Annotated in this window: 14 protein-coding genes; 8 read left to right on the top strand and 6 right to left on the bottom strand. The window is 66.6% G+C overall.

Annotated elements, in window-relative coordinates; translation table 11 throughout:
- Positions 1 to 20 precede the first annotated feature (20 nt).
- The 3 genes from A5658_RS28975 to A5658_RS21930 all read right to left on the bottom strand — a co-directional run bounded on the left by A5658_RS28975 (position 21) and on the right by A5658_RS21930 (position 2302).
- Positions 21 to 680, bottom strand: coding sequence for a TetR/AcrR family transcriptional regulator (locus A5658_RS28975; protein WP_231997408.1), 660 nt, complete (start codon positions 678 to 680; stop codon positions 21 to 23).
- Entirely contained in the window at positions 673 to 1359 is a 687-nt protein-coding gene (locus tag A5658_RS28970; protein WP_067340034.1) for a TetR/AcrR family transcriptional regulator, read from the bottom strand. The genes A5658_RS28975 and A5658_RS28970 overlap by 8 nt, the downstream gene beginning before the upstream one ends.
- Before the next feature lie 70 nt (positions 1360 to 1429).
- Positions 1430 to 2302, bottom strand: coding sequence for an alpha/beta fold hydrolase (locus A5658_RS21930; protein WP_067340031.1), 873 nt, complete (start codon positions 2300 to 2302; stop codon positions 1430 to 1432).
- 324 nt (positions 2303 to 2626) lie between these two features.
- Here A5658_RS21930 and A5658_RS21925 point away from each other — a divergent pair, with 324 nt between their 5' ends.
- Positions 2627 to 4339 carry an MOSC and FAD-binding oxidoreductase domain-containing protein gene (locus tag A5658_RS21925; RefSeq protein WP_067340029.1) on the top strand — a complete coding sequence of 571 codons (1713 nt, stop codon included), beginning with the start codon at positions 2627 to 2629 and terminating at the stop codon, positions 4337 to 4339.
- Positions 4340 to 4349: 10 nt separating this feature from the next.
- On the opposite strand, the gene A5658_RS21920 is transcribed toward A5658_RS21925, so the two are convergent.
- Together A5658_RS21920 and A5658_RS21915 are read right to left on the bottom strand one after the other, a co-directional pair.
- Positions 4350 to 5147 carry a family 1 encapsulin nanocompartment shell protein gene (locus A5658_RS21920; RefSeq protein ID WP_067340027.1) on the bottom strand — a complete coding sequence of 266 codons (798 nt, stop codon included), beginning with the start codon at positions 5145 to 5147 and terminating at the stop codon, positions 4350 to 4352.
- On the bottom strand, positions 5144 to 6157 hold the full coding sequence (locus A5658_RS21915; protein ID WP_067340025.1) for a Dyp-type peroxidase: 1014 nt from the start codon (positions 6155 to 6157) through the stop codon (positions 5144 to 5146). The genes A5658_RS21920 and A5658_RS21915 overlap by 4 nt, the downstream gene beginning before the upstream one ends.
- Before the next feature lie 49 nt (positions 6158 to 6206).
- Between A5658_RS21915 and A5658_RS21910 the strand changes: the two genes are divergently transcribed.
- A complete protein-coding gene (locus tag A5658_RS21910; protein ID WP_067340022.1) occupies positions 6207 to 7466 on the top strand; it encodes a M18 family aminopeptidase in 1260 nt (419 codons plus the stop codon).
- On the opposite strand, the gene A5658_RS21905 is transcribed toward A5658_RS21910, so the two are convergent.
- Complete coding sequence (locus A5658_RS21905; RefSeq protein WP_067340020.1) at positions 7463 to 7858, bottom strand: nuclear transport factor 2 family protein; 396 nt, start codon at positions 7856 to 7858, stop codon at positions 7463 to 7465. The genes A5658_RS21910 and A5658_RS21905 overlap by 4 nt on opposite strands.
- A gap of 102 nt (positions 7859 to 7960) precedes the next feature.
- Between A5658_RS21905 and A5658_RS21900 the strand changes: the two genes are divergently transcribed.
- The 6 genes from A5658_RS21900 (at position 7961) to purM (ending at position 15608) form a co-directional block, all read left to right on the top strand.
- A complete protein-coding gene (locus tag A5658_RS21900; protein ID WP_067340018.1) occupies positions 7961 to 8311 on the top strand; it encodes a VOC family protein in 351 nt (116 codons plus the stop codon).
- A 48-nt stretch (positions 8312 to 8359) separates the two neighbouring features.
- Positions 8360 to 10633, top strand: a complete 2274-nt coding sequence (gene purL, locus A5658_RS21895) for a phosphoribosylformylglycinamidine synthase subunit PurL (RefSeq protein ID WP_156751597.1) — start codon at positions 8360 to 8362, stop codon at positions 10631 to 10633.
- Positions 10630 to 12327 carry an alpha/beta-hydrolase family protein gene (locus A5658_RS21890; protein WP_067340015.1) on the top strand — a complete coding sequence of 566 codons (1698 nt, stop codon included), beginning with the start codon at positions 10630 to 10632 and terminating at the stop codon, positions 12325 to 12327. The genes purL and A5658_RS21890 overlap by 4 nt, the downstream gene beginning before the upstream one ends.
- Before the next feature lie 3 nt (positions 12328 to 12330).
- Positions 12331 to 12735, top strand: coding sequence for a sterol carrier family protein (locus tag A5658_RS21885; protein WP_067340013.1), 405 nt, complete (start codon positions 12331 to 12333; stop codon positions 12733 to 12735).
- 164 nt (positions 12736 to 12899) lie between these two features.
- Positions 12900 to 14459: an amidophosphoribosyltransferase gene (gene purF / locus A5658_RS21880; RefSeq protein WP_067340011.1), complete on the top strand. Its 1560-nt coding sequence runs from the start codon at positions 12900 to 12902 to the stop codon at positions 14457 to 14459.
- Between the two features lie 66 nt (positions 14460 to 14525).
- Positions 14526 to 15608, top strand: a complete 1083-nt coding sequence (gene purM / locus A5658_RS21875) for a phosphoribosylformylglycinamidine cyclo-ligase (RefSeq protein WP_067340009.1) — start codon at positions 14526 to 14528, stop codon at positions 15606 to 15608.
- The last annotated feature ends 14 nt before the right edge of the window (positions 15609 to 15622 follow it).

Below are 15622 nucleotides of genomic sequence, written 5' to 3'. Positions count from 1 at the left end.
TACGGCGGCGAACGATTGCTTCAGCCAGTCCGCTTGCGCGGTACAGATCTGCGGCGCTTGGGGGTGGCGGCGAACGAACGGACGTAGTCGACGGCTGCCGTCAATGCCGCACGCAACGGTTCGGGGTCGTCGGTGACGAACGTGAGCAGGGCGCCGCCTTGGTGCGCTGCGACCAGCGATGCGGCGAGATGGCGCGGGTCCGCGTCCTGGCGAAGCTCGCCGCGACGGCGCATCTCGGCGAGGCCGCGGTGGAACAATGCTATCCACTGGTCGTAGCCGTCGGCGAGATCGGCGTGGATATCGGCGTCGGCCTCGACCAATTCGGCTGCGAGCGAACCGTATACGCATCCACCGCGACGGTAGACCGGGTCGAGGTCGGCAAGGACGGCCTCGACCCAGGCATCCAGCGCCGCAAGGGTGTCCAGCGCGCCCAGCTGAGGTTGGGCGTGAAATTCCCGGACGTGATCACGGCGTGCGGCGATCACGTTTCGGGTCAGATCGCGCTTGTCGTCGAAATAATGCGCGATCTGCGAACCGCTGACGGCCGCTGCCGCGCGCACCTCGTCGATGCTGGTTCCGCCGACCCCGCGCTCGAACATGAGTCGGGCGGCCGCGTCGATGATGCGTGCGCGCGTTGCGCGGCCCTTTCGGGTCAGCCGCGAGATGGCGTCATCAGGCAACGGGTCGCCTCGCTCGTGGGCGTCGCGGGGGCCGCGGCACTCGCTCGGCGGGACGAGCGGCGAACATTCGCAGATAGTTGACCGCGAATCGCACGGCGTCGGCGTGCGGCCAATCGGCATGATAGGTGAAGGCCAGGGTGCCGCCACCCTGATGGGCGCTGACGATAACCAGCGCCAAATCGTGCGGGTCGGCTGCTGCGACGAGCAGGCCACGATCTTTCATCTGCTGGATTGCGCTCTCCAGCACCGCAATCCACTCGCGGTACCCCTGCGCGAGTGTCTCGCGCGTGGCGGGCTCTGATTTGCCGAGTTGCCCGGCAAGCGCGTGATAGGTCGGCGTGCCGGAATAGCCGACGCGTCGCAGATACTTCATGTTCAGGTCGATCCACCGCTCGAAGTCGTCGAACGTCTCCAGCCCGCCCAACTTGGGCTGCCGATGAAAATCCAGCACGACGTGTAGCTGGCGGATCACGACCGCGCGGATCAGCGCTTGCTTGTCGGCGAAGTAGTGGGCAAGCTGCGACCCGCTCACCGACGCGGCCCTGCGCAAAGCATCCATGCTCAGCGTGGAGAGTCCCTCGCGCAGGATGAGTTCGGCGGCGACCTTGACGATCCGCTCGCGGGTGGCCTGCCCTTTGGCCGTCAGACGCCGCTTATCCTGCAGCTCGGCCTGAACCATAGCGTCAGGTTAGTCCGCTCGCGCACCGGATTATGGGACGTTTAACCCATACAGTTTGTCAGTGTCTTCGCTAAGCGGCCGAATGAGCCTTCGCCAGGAAAGTGCGGATCAGCTCGGTCGTCTCGTCGAGGGCCGACTCCAGCAGGAAATGCCCGCCGTCGAGAAGATGGACCTCGGCATCGGGCAGATCGTCGGCGAAGGCCTGAGCGCCCGCCGGACCGAAAATTTCGTCACCGCGACCCCAGACCGCGAGGAGCGGCACGCGGCTGCAGCGGAAGTATTCGTGGACGCGTGGATACATCGGCGAATTGGTGGCGTAGTCGCGAAACAGCTTGAGCTGGATCGCGTCGTTGCCCGGCCGGGACAGCAGCGCGTAGTCGTGATGCCAGGCTTCCGGGTTCACCAGCGTCTCTTCGGGCACACCGGTCACGTATTGCCATCGGGTGGCATCGAGGGTGAGGAATTGCCTTATCGGAGCCTCGTTTTCGGGAGTTGGCTGTTCTTGGTAGGCGCGCACGCCTTTCCAGAAGTCCTCGACGAAGCCGGCGTCGTACGCGTTGCCGTTCTGGGTGATGATCGCCGCGATCGCGGACGGGTTGTGCAGTGCCAGCCGCCAGCCGATCGGCGCACCGTAGTCCTGCACATACATTGCGTATTTGTTGATGCCGAGGCTGTCGAGCAGGCCCTCGGTCAATCCGGTCAAGGAATCGAAGGTGTAGTCGAACTCGTCGACCGATGGTGCATCGGAGAGGCCGAAGCCCAGATGGTCCGGTGCGATCACGTGATAGCGGTCGGCCAGTGCGGGAACCAGATCGCGGAACATGTATGAGCTAGTGGGGAATCCGTGCAACAGAACCACCGCGGGCGCGTTCGGGTCGCCGGCCTCGCGAAAGAACAACCGGCGACCATCGACCCTCGCGTAGCGATAGTGGACGACTGGCATGGGACGCCTCCTGCGACGCTCGGTCATTCGCGGTTATGGGATGTTCAACCCATTATGCACTTCGACGGCCGCCTGGCAATAGTTGTTGGCAGACGTTGACCATCCGCCGGCCGATGGCTAATGCTTTGCAGGACAGAACGATTCTGGTTGCCGGCCGCGGCAGCGACCTCGCGGGGGCAGTGACTGTGTCAACGGCAACCCGACTACTTGGCCCGCATCACCGGTACGCAACCTCACGGACCGCATCGACCGGCATGGCGCTGAGGGTAGACGGCGGCGAGCCGCTGGTGTAGACAACCAGCAGGGCCCTCGAGAGGAGCCGAAGTGGGCACGCTTGTCTCGGTCAACGTTGGCTTGCCTAAGAATGTTCAATGGCACGACAAGGCCGTCTATACAGGGATCTGGAAAAAGCCGGTCGATGGACCGGTCATGGCGCGACGTCTCAACCTCGACGGCGACGGCCAGGGCGACCTAGCCGGTCACGGCGGTGAACAACGTGCAGTGATGGTGTACCAGCTCGAGTCATACGACTTCTGGAAGAGCTACCTGCATCGTGAAGACCTGAAGCCCGGTCATTTCGGCGAGAATTTCACGGTCACCGGGCTTCCCGACGACGACGTGTGCATCGGTGATCGCTATCGGATCGGCAGCGCCGAATTCGAGGTCACTCAGCCGCGGGTCACGTGCTACCGGGTCGGCCTGCGACTAAACGAGCCGGAGATGCCCAAATTGCTTGTCGCTGAGCACCGTCCGGGCTTCTACTTTCGGGTTCTCAAAGAGGGATACGTCCGCGCGGGCGACGACATCGTGCTGACGCGCCGCGGCCGCCACGAGCTCACTGTCGCCGACGTCGACGCTCTGTTGTACCTGCCGAACCGCGACGTCGAACAGCTCCGTCAGATTGTCGACGTTCCGGCGCTCAGCCCCGGCTGGATGCAATCGTTCAGCGACCTGCTTGCCGGGCCCGATGCCATGCCGGCAAGTCAGGCTCCACCGATCGGAGCGGAGTCGGGGTGGAGCGGATTTCGGCCGTTGCGAGTCAGCGAAGTTCACCGGGAAAGCCCACAGGTGACCTCGTTTCGTCTGGAAACCGAAGATCGCACTCCGCTACCTCGCCCGCTTGCCGGCCAATATCTGACGGTGCGCATTCCCGAGGCCGGCACCCCGACGCCGGTGCGCAGCTACTCGCTGTCGGACGAACCCGGTGCGATGGACTACCGGATCAGCGTCAAACGCGAAGACCAGGGTTTGGTAAGCCGATGGCTGCACACTCACGTCGAGACCGGGTCGATCATTGAGGCTGCAGCCCCGCGGGGCGACTTCTTCCTCTCTGACGGCGACGGTCCGGTGGTGTTGATCTCGGCCGGCATCGGCGTTACCCCCGTACTGGCGATGCTGCATGCCCTGGCGACGGCACACAGCGCACGCGATATCTGGTGGGTGCACACCGTTCGCAATGCTGAATCCCAAGCGTTTTCAGCCGAAGTCGGTGCACTGATCGAGTCTCTGCCACATGCCCGGCAGCATGTGTTCTACACCCAGACGCACGGCCGGATGGCCCAATCGGCGATCGCTGCGCTCGAGCTGCCCGCGAATGCTTCGGCATACCTGTGCGGCCCAACCCAATTCATGGCTGACATTCGCGATGCGCTCGTTGCGGCTGGACTCGATCCGGCGGCCGTCCACACCGAACTGTTCGGAGCTTTGCCTGCAATCAACCCAGGCGTTGTTGCCGAGGGACCGCACACACCGCCTCATCCGCCCGCCGGCAGCCCTGGGGCGGGGCCCGCGGTCACCTTCGCCCGCAGCGGACTCAGCGTCGACTGGTCGCCCGACTACGAAAGCATTCTCGACCTTGCGGAAGCCTGCGATGTGCCAACCCGGTTCGCCTGTCGAAGCGGCGTCTGCCATGAGTGCGAAACCGGAATCTTAGACGGCGCAATCACCTACGTGCAGGCACCGCTCGAAGCGCCTGGACCGGAATCGGTCCTCATCTGTTCGGCGGCTCCGGCAACCGACCTCGTCCTCGACCTGTAGCCACTCGCTCCTACGCGGTCAGCGCGACCGAGGCCTCGGCGGTGTAACACAGGAACGTCAAGGTCTCCTGCATGTACAGCTGCACGGAGTCGGCATCGTGTGACAGGTAGCCGATCGAGACGTCAGTGCCGAGCTGCAGATCGAAATCGCCTCCGCGCGTGGTCAATACGAATGCGCCATCGATAGCGGGCGCCCAGATGATGTCGCCGTTGATCAGCCGGTTGATGTGTTCGAGGATCGGATAACCGTGCTCGGTGGTCTCGCTGACCTTGGTGTAGACATCGGCGGACAGTAGTACCGAATACGGACCGTCGACGCCCGCCAGCCGAAGCTCGGACAGCGCCTGGGTGATGATGTCCGGAATCGCGCGCGGGTCGTCGGGCACCTTCAATGCCGGGTTGCTGCTGGAGCTGCGGATACCGTCGATCGACGCCGCGGCGTAACCCTCGAAGATGGCCCGATCTTCGGCGAACGCCAGCTTCTTGGCGGCCTCCTTCACCGGGTCCCAATCCGAGTCCTGCGAGCCGCGCTCGACATCGTCAATCTCCGAACGGGACAACGCGAACGGAACCCTAAGGCGAACAAGCGGTTTACTCGCGCGAAGATGGGTGACCACGCCCTCGGACGGGGATTTCACGTCGATCAGCCGTCCGGTGCTGATCGCGGCGGCGGCCGGTCCGGCCGGCTCGCTGACGTCGACCACCCGGCGGCCGGCGATGTGCCGCTTGAAGGTTCGCCTCGCCTCCACTTCGATTTCGTCCCAAGCCTCTTCGGTGATCGGGGCGAGGTCGCGGTACAGATTGTTCATTGCGGGGTTCCTTTCAAACTGCCGATCGCCAACGAGCCATCCGCGGATGTGGTGCGTACCGCCGGAGTCGGTGCCGCCGAGATCGGCAGCGGCGGCGGGTCGTCGAGAAAGTCGACGGTGGGGGAGAAGAACAGTCCGCCGGTGACAGCGGTGGAGAAGTCCAGGATCCGGTCGGTGTTGCCGGGCGGATCGCCGAGAAACATGTTGTGCAGCATCTGTTCGGTGACCTGCGGGGTGCGCGAGTAGCCGATGAAGTAGGTGCCGAATTCGCCCTTGCCGAGTTCGCCGAACGGCATGTTGTGCCGGACGATCTGAAGTTGGTTGCCGTCGGCGTCGTTGATGACGTTGAGCGCGATGTGGGCGTTGGCCGGCTTCTCGTCGTCGTCGAACTCGATGTCTTCCAGCTTGGTTCGGCCGATCACGCGCTCCTGCTCGGTGACCGACAGCGAATCCCAGGACGCCATGTCATGCAGATACTTCTGGACGTGCACGTAGCAGCCGCCGGCGAATTCGGGGTCCTCGTCGCCGATTTCGGTTGCCGCGATCGCCGGTGTGCCGCCCGGGTTTTCGGTTCCGTCGACAAATCCGAGCAGATCGCGGTTGTCGAAGAAACGGAAGCCGTGCACCTCGTCCACCACGCTCACCGCGCCGGCCATGGATCGCAGCAGGTAATTGGCCAACTCGAAGCAGACGTCCAGCGTCTCGCCGCGGATGTGGAACAACAGGTCGCCTGGCGTGCTTGGCGCGGAGTGCGTGGGGCCGTCCAGCGCGACGAACGGATGCAGCTCGGCCGGTCGCGGGCCGTCGAACAACCGGTCCCAGGCGTGCGACCCGATCGACGTGACCACCGACAGCTGTTTGGTGGGATCGCGGAAGCCGATGGAGCGCACCAGGCCCGAGATCCCGGGCAGCGCGTCGTGCACGGCCTCCTCCCCGCCCTCGTCGAGGGTGATCACCAGGAAGATCGCGGCCGGTGTCAACGGCGCGAGAACCGGCTGCGGATCGGGCACGTGTTGACCCTAACGTCTCCGCCCAGCGCGCGATGAAAAGATTGAGCCTATGGTGGCCACCCCGCAGGGGCTCTGCGAATTCATCGACGCCTCCCCGTCGCCGTTTCACGTCTGCGCCACCGTGGCGTCGCGGCTGCGTTCCGCCGGCTACACCGAGCTCGCCGAGGCGGATCAGTGGCCCGCCGCCGGCAAGTTCTTCATCGTTCGGGCCGGCTCACTAGTGGCCTGGAACAGCGGCGACGACGCCGGCGGTCGACCGTTTCGGGTCGTCGGCGGCCACACCGACAGCCCCAACCTTCGCGTCAAGCAACATCCCGATCGCGAGGTCGCCGGATGGCAGATGATCGCGCTGGAGCCCTACGGCGGTGCCTGGCTCAACTCGTGGCTGGACCGCGACCTGGGCATCAGCGGACGTCTTTCGGTGCACGACGGCGCGGGTATTGCCCACCGGCTGGTCCGCATCGACGACCCGATCCTGCGGGTGCCGCAGCTGGCGATCCATCTGGCCGAGGACCGCAAGTCGCTCACGCTCGACCCGCAGCGACACGTCAACGCGGTGTGGGGCGCCGGCAGAGTTGCCTCGTTTATCGGCTACATCGCCCAGCGGGCGGGGGTCGATCCCGACGACGTGCTGGGCGCCGATCTGATGACCCACGATCTGACGCCGTCGACCGTCACCGGTGTCGGCGGCGAGTTCGTCAGCGCGCCCCGGCTGGACAACCAGGCGTCCTGCTACGCGGGCCTGGAGGCGTTTCTTGGCGTAACGGCGGCCGAATACCTGCCGGTGCTCGCGCTCTTCGACCACGAGGAGGTCGGGTCGACCTCGGATCACGGGGCCGACTCCGACCTGCTGCTGGTCACCCTGGAACGCATCGAGTTGGCGGCTGGTGGCGGGCGCGCGGACTTCCTGCGCAGGCTACCGGCGTCGATGGTGGCTTCGGCGGACATGGCGCACGCGACCCACCCCAACTACCCGGAGCGGCACGAGCCGGGGCATCTGATTGCGATCAACGGCGGACCGGTGCTCAAGGTGCACCCGAATCTGCGGTATGCCACCGACGGCCGGACCGCCGCCGCGTTCGCGCTGGCCTGCCGCCAGGCCGGGGTGCCGCTGCAGCGCTACGAGCACCGCGCCGACCTGCCGTGCGGCTCGACGATCGGGCCGCTGACGGCGGCCCGCACCGGCATCGCGACGGTCGACGTCGGCGCCCCTCAGCTCGCGATGCATTCCGCACGAGAACTGATGGGCGCCAACGACGTTGCGGCTTACGCCGCGGCGCTGCAAGCGTTTCTGGCACCCGACCGCTAGACGAACTGGGGGTCGTAGCGGATTACGTTCTCCACGACAACGCCGTCGCGGGTGCGGACGCGATCCAGCCCCCGGATCTCGATCGGCCCGTCCGGTCCGGTCCCGTGCCCGACGTAGTGCAGGAAGAACAATTCCTCGCCCTCGACGGCGCCGGCAGCGGTGGCGCTGTCGACGAGTTCGAGCTTGAAATCCGGTGCGAAGGTGAGAATGTCGGCGATCTTCTGCGTGTAGGCCTCGAATCCCCGGACGGGCTCACTGTCACCGGGCCAATACCCGACGATGTCGTCGGCCAGGATGTCCATCCCGCTCGACATGGTGGGCGCCGCCCAAAACGCGGCGAACATCTCGACGCTGAATCGGTGTGTAGGAGAAGCGGTTTGAGTATCGGTCACGATTCCCTCCAGGTTTTGAGTGGTTCGAGAGCAAGTCTGTCGTCGCCGGTGCGGCCGCACAATTACCTCCGAGGTCATCGACGCCGGACTAGGGTCGCGGGTATGGCACTCAATGTGGAGATGGTCACCTTCGACTGCGACGACCCCAGGCAGCTTGCCCAGTGGTGGGCGGAGCAGTTCGACGGCGAGACACAGGAATTGATACCGGGGGCGTTCGTCGCGGTCATCCGCAAGGACGGGCCGCGGCTGGGCTTCCAAAAAGTCGGCGATCCGACCCCCGGCAAGAACCGGGTGCACCTGGACTTCGGTGCCGCCGATGTCGACGCCGAGGCGGACCGGCTCAAGGCCGCGGGTGCGACCGAAGTCGGTCGGCACAGCATCGGCGAGAGCTTCCGCTGGGTAGTGCTCGCCGACCCGGCGGGCAACGCCTTCTGCGTCGCCGGCACCGGCTAATCGGCCGCGCCACCTAGACTGTTCGCTGTGACGTCTGGGCTCACTCACGTGATCGATACCGTCGAGCGGGCCGCGGCGACCCCTGACCAGCCGCAACCGTTCCGCGAACTCGGTCTCAAAGACGACGAATATCAGCGCATCCGCGACATCCTCGGTCGCCGGCCGACCGACGCCGAGCTGGCGATGTACTCGGTTATGTGGAGCGAGCACTGCTCCTACAAGTCGTCCAAAGTGCACCTGCGGTACTTCGGCGAGACCACCACCGACGAGATGCGGGCCGCCATGCTGGCCGGCATCGGCGAGAATGCCGGTGTCGTCGACATCGGTGACGGCTGGGCCGTCACGTTCAAGGTCGAATCGCACAACCACCCGTCCTACGTGGAGCCCTACCAGGGTGCGGCCACCGGGGTCGGTGGCATCGTCCGCGACATCATGGCGATGGGCGCCCGGCCGGTCGCGGTGATGGACCAGCTGCGCTTCGGGGCTGCGGATGCCCCGGATACCCGTCGGGTGCTGGACGGCGTGGTCCGCGGCATCGGCGGCTACGGCAACTCACTCGGCCTGCCCAACATCGGCGGCGAAACCGTGTTCGACGCCTGCTACGCGGGCAACCCGCTGGTGAACGCGTTGTGCGTCGGCGTCTTGCGCAAGGAAGACCTGCACCTGGCCTTCGCCTCGGGTGCGGGCAACAAGATCATCTTGTTCGGCGCCCGCACCGGACTCGACGGCATCGGCGGGGTGTCGGTGCTGGCGTCGGAAACCTTCGGCGGCGACGAGTCTGGCTCCGGCCGCAAGAAACTCCCCTCGGTGCAGGTCGGCGATCCGTTCACCGAGAAGGTGCTCATCGAATGCTGCCTCGAGCTGTATGCCGCGGGCTTGGTAATCGGTATCCAGGATCTCGGGGGTGCTGGATTATCTTGCGCCACATCGGAACTCGCCTCTGCGGGCGACGGCGGGATGGCGATCGAATTGGACACCGTGCCGCTACGGGCCAAGGACATGACGCCCGCCGAGATCCTGTCCAGCGAGTCGCAGGAACGGATGTGCGCGGTGGTCGCGCCAGAGAACGTCGACGCTTTCATGGCGGTGTGTCGCAAGTGGGAGGTGCTGGCGACCACCATCGGCGAAGTCACCGACGGCGACCGGTTGCAGATCACCTGGCACGGCGAGACCGTCGTCGACGTTCCGCCGCGCACCGTCGCCCACGAGGGCCCGGTCTATCAGCGCCCGGTGGCGCGCCCCGAGTCGCAGGACGCGCTGATCGCCGACACGTCGGCCGGCCTGCAGCGACCGAAGACCGGCGACGAGCTACGCGCGACTTTGCTTGCGCTGCTGGGTAGTCCGCACCTGTGCAGCCGGGCGTTCATCACCGAACAGTACGACCGCTACGTGCGCGGCAACACGGTGCTGGCCGAGCATGCCGACGGCGGTGTACTGCGCGTCGACGAGACCACCGGACGCGGCATCGCGGTGTCGACCGACGCGTCCGGCCGCTACACACAGCTCGATCCGTACGCCGGCGCGCAGCTGGCGCTGGCCGAGGCGTACCGCAACGTCGCGGTCACCGGTGCCACGCCGGTCGCGGTGACCAACTGCCTCAACTTCGGCTCGCCGGAGGACCCGGGTGTGATGTGGCAGTTCTCGCAGGCGGTCCGCGGCCTGGCGGATGGCTGTGCGGCCCTTGGCATTCCGGTGACCGGCGGCAACGTCAGCTTCTACAACCAGACTGGGACGACGGCGATCATGCCCACCCCGGTGGTCGGGGTGCTGGGCGTGATCGACGACGTCACCCGCCGCATCCCGACAGCGATGGGCGCCGAGCCGGGCGAGACGCTGATCCTCCTCGGCGACACCCACGACGAATTCGACGGGTCGATCTGGGCGCAGGTCACCGCCGACCATCTGGGCGGGGTGCCTCCCGCTGTCGACCTGGCCCGCGAGCGACTACTGGCCGACGTGCTCGGCGCCGCTTCCCGCGACGGCCTGGTGTCCGCGGCGCATGACCTGTCCGAAGGTGGACTGGCTCAGGCCATCGTCGAATCGGCAATGGCCGGCGAAACCGGTTGCCGCATCGTACTTCCCGAAGGCGCCGACCCATTCGTGATGCTGTTCTCCGAATCGTCTGGCCGGGTGCTGGTGGCGATCCCGCGGACCGAGGAGAGCCGCTTCACCTCGATGTGTGAGGCGCGCGGCCTGCCCGCCACCCGGATCGGGGTCGTCGACCAGGGCTCGGACGCGGTCGAGGTTCAGGGATTGTTCACGGTGCCACTGGCGGAGCTGCGCAGCACGTCCGAAGGGGTGCTGGCCGCCCTACTGCGATGAGCACCGAGCAGCGCCGACGCCACTCGCTGCTGGTCTGGGCGTGGAGTCTGTTGCGGTTGAAATTCGTCGGGGTGGCGTTCGGCGCGCTGTTCTTCTGTCTGTCGTTGACCCCGTCACTGGTACCGCGAGAGTGGTTGTTCCAGGGCCTGATTGGCGGTGTGACCGCCGCATTCGGTTACGGCCTGGGTGTGCTGATCGGCAGGCTCGCATACCGATTCGTGCTCCGCGGCGCCCGGTGGTGGCCGCCGTCGCCGCGAGTGCTGTGGTGGATGAAAGCGGCGGTCGTGGTGCTCGCGCCGACGGCGTGCGTGCTGATGCTGATCCCGGCCGCGGCCTGGCAGCGGCAGTTGTCGGGGCTGATGGGCATCGAAGGGCCGACGAACCCGGGCTACCTGCGGACGCTGGCCGTCGCGATCCTCGTCGGCGCGGCGCTGGTGTCCGCGGTCCGGGTGCTGGTCGACGTCGTTAAAACGTTGGCGCGCACGCTGATTCGACGCTGGCATCTCCACGACGAGGTGGCACTGTTCATCGGCACCGCGCTCGTGGTGGCGGTGCTGATCCTGCTGTTCGACGGTGTCCTCGTCCGCGGCTTCTTCGCCGGCGCCAACGCGATGTTCCAGCCACAAGACAGTGCCACACCCGACGGGGTGACGCAGCCGCAGCTGCCGGAAAAGTCCGGCAGCCCAAAGTCGTTGGCGCCGTGGACCACACTGGGATTTCAGGGCCGCGACTTCGTCGGCACCGGTCCCCATGCCGCGGAGCTGACGAAGATCAACGGCGCACCGGCCAAGGAGCCGATCCGGATCTACGTCGGGCTGCACACCGCCCCCGACGACCAGGGGCGCCTGGATGTCCTGGTCGACGAGCTCGAGCGCACCGGCGCGTTCGATCGCAAAGTCCTGGTCATCGCGCCGACCACCGGCACCGGCTGGATCGACCCGGTGGCGGCGAGCTCTGTGGAGACGATGTACAACGGTGACACCGCGATCGTCGGTTTGCAGTATTCCTTTCTGCCGAGCTGGATTTCGTTCCTGGCGGACCGGCAGAAATCCATGGACGCGGGGCGGGCGCTGATCCACACCGTCCATGATCGATGGGCTCAACTAGCCGCGAAACATCGGCCGAAGCTGGCGCTCTACGGCGAAAGCCTGGGCTCGATGGCCGGCCAGGCCGCGTTCGGGTGGCTGCCCGACATCCGGCGGATGGGCTTCGACGCCGTGCTGTGGGTCGGACCGCCGCAGGAGAGCACGCTGTGGCACGCGTTGATCGCGCGGCGCGATCCCGGCAGCACAGAAGTCCAGCCGCGCTACGACAACGGGCGAACAGTGCGATTCTCCGAGGGGAACGACCCCGCCGACGTCACGCGCGTCACCGGCCCGCCGTGGGAGGGCACCCGGGTGCTGTTCCTGCAGCACCCATCCGACCCGGTCGTGTGGTGGTCGCCCGACCTGCTGTTCAGCCGGCCCGACTGGCTCGTCGAACCACGCGGCCACGACCGCAGCCCGGCGATGCGATGGACCCCGGTGGTCACGTTCTGGCAGGTCAGCGCCGACCTGACTAACGCCGAAGGGGTGCCGGGCGGGCACGGCCACAACTACAGCAACGACATTCTCGACGGCTGGGCCGCGGTGGCGCCGCCGGACGGCTGGACCCCGGCCGACACCGAACGCGTTCGTGCCGCACTGAAACTCTGAGCCATGGCACCCCGTCAAAACGCCGACTCGGCCCAGACCCGCGACGCGGTCCGCGCTGTCGAAGGCTGGCTGCGCGACGACAGCCGCCCTGCGCCGAGTCGTACCGACCTCGCGGCCGCCGTGCGACTCACCGCACGCACGCTGGCCGCCGAAGCGCCCGGTGCCAGCGTCGAGGTCCGCATCCCGCCATTTGTTGCCGTGCAATGCATTGCGGGGCCACGACACACTCGCGGCACGCCGCCCAACGTCGTGGAGGCCGATCCCCGAACCTGGCTGCTGTTGGCCACCGGACTACTGCAGGTGCCGGACGCGACGACGACGGGAGCCCTGCGGCTGTCCGGTTCGCGGGCCGGAGAGGTCGCGGCCTGGCTGCCGGTGGTGCGATTGAGCGATTCCGATCACACTTGATCGTGGCCGTTGTGGCACATGCGACATTTGAGCCCTGATGGGACTGTTGAGCTGCAGAAACCGGTTGGAAGGTGCGGCAACACGCGCGACCAATTCGTTGAGACGTGCAACGTTTCCGTAGACTTCACCACGTCACCATCCGTTCCCTGGGGAGCCGCCGCACCGTGACCGTTCATGCAGCTGATGCCTCCGAGCATCTGGAGAACCCTCCGGGCGAAGAATGCGGTGTATTCGGGGTCTGGGCCCCCGGCGAAGAAGTCGCCAAGATGACCTACTACGGCCTCTACGCTCTGCAACACCGCGGCCAGGAGGCCGCCGGCATCGCCGTCGCGGACGGGTCGCAGGTGCTGGTGTTCAAAGACCTCGGCCTGGTCAGTCAGGTCTTCGACGAGCAGACGCTGGCGGCCATGGAGGGCCACGTCGCGGTCGGGCACTGCCGGTACTCCACCAGCGGCCAGCCGACGTGGGAGAACGCCCAGCCGGTCTTCCGTAACACCGCGGCCGGCACCGGAGTTGCGTTGGGACACAACGGAAACCTGGTCAACAGCGCCGAGCTGGTCACCCGCTGCCGCGACGCGGGACTGCTCAACAGCAAGGTGCCGGGTGCGGCCACCACCGACTCCGACATGCTGGGCGCATTGTTGGCCCACGGCGCCGCCGACTCCAGCCTGGAGCAGGCCGCCCTGGAACTGCTGCCGACCGTGCGCGGCGCGTTCTGCCTGACGTTCATGGACGAGAACACGCTGTACGCCGCGCGCGATCCATACGGTGTGCGGCCGCTGTGCCTGGGACGGCTGGACCGCGGCTGGGTGGTTGCGTCGGAAACCGCGGCGCTGGACATCGTCGGCGCATCGTTCGTCCGCGAAATCGAGCCCGGCGAGCTGCTGGCGATCGACGCCGACGGCGTCCGATCGTCCCGGTTCGCCAGCCCCGAACCCAAGGGCTGCATCTTCGAATACGTCTACCTGGCGCGACCGGACAGCACGATTTCCGGTCGTTCCGTGCACGGCGCCCGGTTGGAGATCGGCCGCCGCCTGGCCCGCGAACACCCGATCGATGCCGACCTGGTGATCGGCGTCCCCGAATCCGGCACACCCGCCGCGGTCGGCTATGCGCAGGAGGCCGGTATCCCCTACGGCCAGGGCCTGATGAAGAATGCCTACGTCGGGCGGACCTTCATCCAGCCCTCGCAGACCATTCGTCAGCTCGGAATCCGGCTGAAGTTGAATCCGCTGAAGGAAGTCATCCGCGGCAAGCGGCTGATCGTCGTCGACGACTCGATCGTGCGCGGCAACACGCAGCGCGCCCTGGTCCGCATGCTGCGCGAGGCCGGAGCGGTCGAAGTGCACGTCCGGATCGCGTCGCCGCCGGTGAAGTGGCCGTGCTTCTATGGCATCGACTTCCCATCGCCGGCCGAGCTGATTGCCAACGCCGTCGAAGACGAAGACGAGATGCTGGAAGCCGTGCGGCACGCGATCAACGCCGACACGCTGGGCTACATCTCGCTGCGTGGCCTGGTCGCCGCCACCGAGCAGCCCACCTCGCGACTCTGCTCGGCGTGTTTCGACGGCAAGTACCCGATCGAATTGCCAAGCGAGACAGCGCTTGGCAAGAACGTCATCGAGCAGATGCTCGCCAATGCCGCGCGTGGGGCCGCGCACTCGGAGATCGTCCCCGAGCTTTCACCGGAGGCCGAGCAGGCCGCCGTGCTGCGGCATCCCTGACCTTGACGGTGTTCTTGCACGGTGTGAGATACCCGTGCCTGGCGTCGACCGGTAGCCTTTAGCGCGATGACCGCCCGCGGAAAAGACCCGGCCCCTCCGGGCGCGACATATGCATCTGCCGGAGTCGATATCGAAGCCGGGGACCGCGCAGTCGAACTGTTCAAGCCATTGGCGTCCAAGGCCACCCGACCTGAGGTGGTAAGCAAGCTCGGCGGGTTCGCCGGACTTTTCGCGCTGCGCGGCGACTACCGTGAGCCACTGCTGGCCGCCTCCAGCGACGGCGTGGGCACCAAGCTGGCCGTCGCACAGGCGATGGACAAGCACGACACGGTCGGTTTGGACCTGGTGGCGATGGTCGTCGACGATCTGGTGGTCTGCGGGGCCGAGCCGCTGTTCCTGCTGGACTACATTGCGCTCGGCCGCATCGTGCCCGAACGCCTCAACGCGATCGTCGGCGGGATCGCCGAGGGCTGCATGCGAGCGGGCTGCGCGCTGCTCGGCGGCGAAACCGCCGAGCATCCCGGCCTGATCGAGCCCGACCACTACGACATCTCCGCCACCGGCGTCGGGGTCGTGGAAGCCGACGACGTGCTCGGACCTGATCGGGTCAAGCCGGGCGACGTCATCATCGCGATGGGATCGTCGGGGTTGCATTCCAACGGCTACTCGCTGGCCCGCAAGGTGCTGCTGGAGATCGACCGCGGCAACCTCGAGGGCTACGTCGAGGAATTCGGTCGCACGCTCGGCGAAGAGCTGCTCGAGCCGACCATCATCTACGCCAAAGACTGCCTGGCCCTGGCCGCCGAAACGCAAGTTCGCACGTTCTGCCACGTGACCGGTGGCGGCTTGGCCGGCAATCTGGAGAGGGTCATCCCGAATGGCCTGCTCGCCGAGATGGACCGCGGAACCTGGACGCCCGCGCCGGTTTTCGCGATGATCGCTCAGCGAGGCCGCGTCTCGCGCGCCGAGATGGAGAAGACCTTCAACATGGGCGTAGGCATGATTGCCGTTGTGGCGCCCGAAGACACCGACCGGGCGCTGGCGATCTTGACCGCCCGGCACTTGGACTGCTGGGTCCTCGGCACGATCAACAAAGGTGGAAAAGGCGGTCCGCGAGCGAAACTCGTCGGGCAGCACCCCAGGTTCTAGATTTCGGCCCGCCG

Source organism: Mycobacterium sp. 1245111.1 (genome assembly GCF_001673405.1).
Classification (GTDB): Bacteria; Actinomycetota; Actinomycetes; order Mycobacteriales; family Mycobacteriaceae; genus Mycobacterium.
This window is presented reverse-complemented; position numbering and strand designations above follow the sequence as displayed.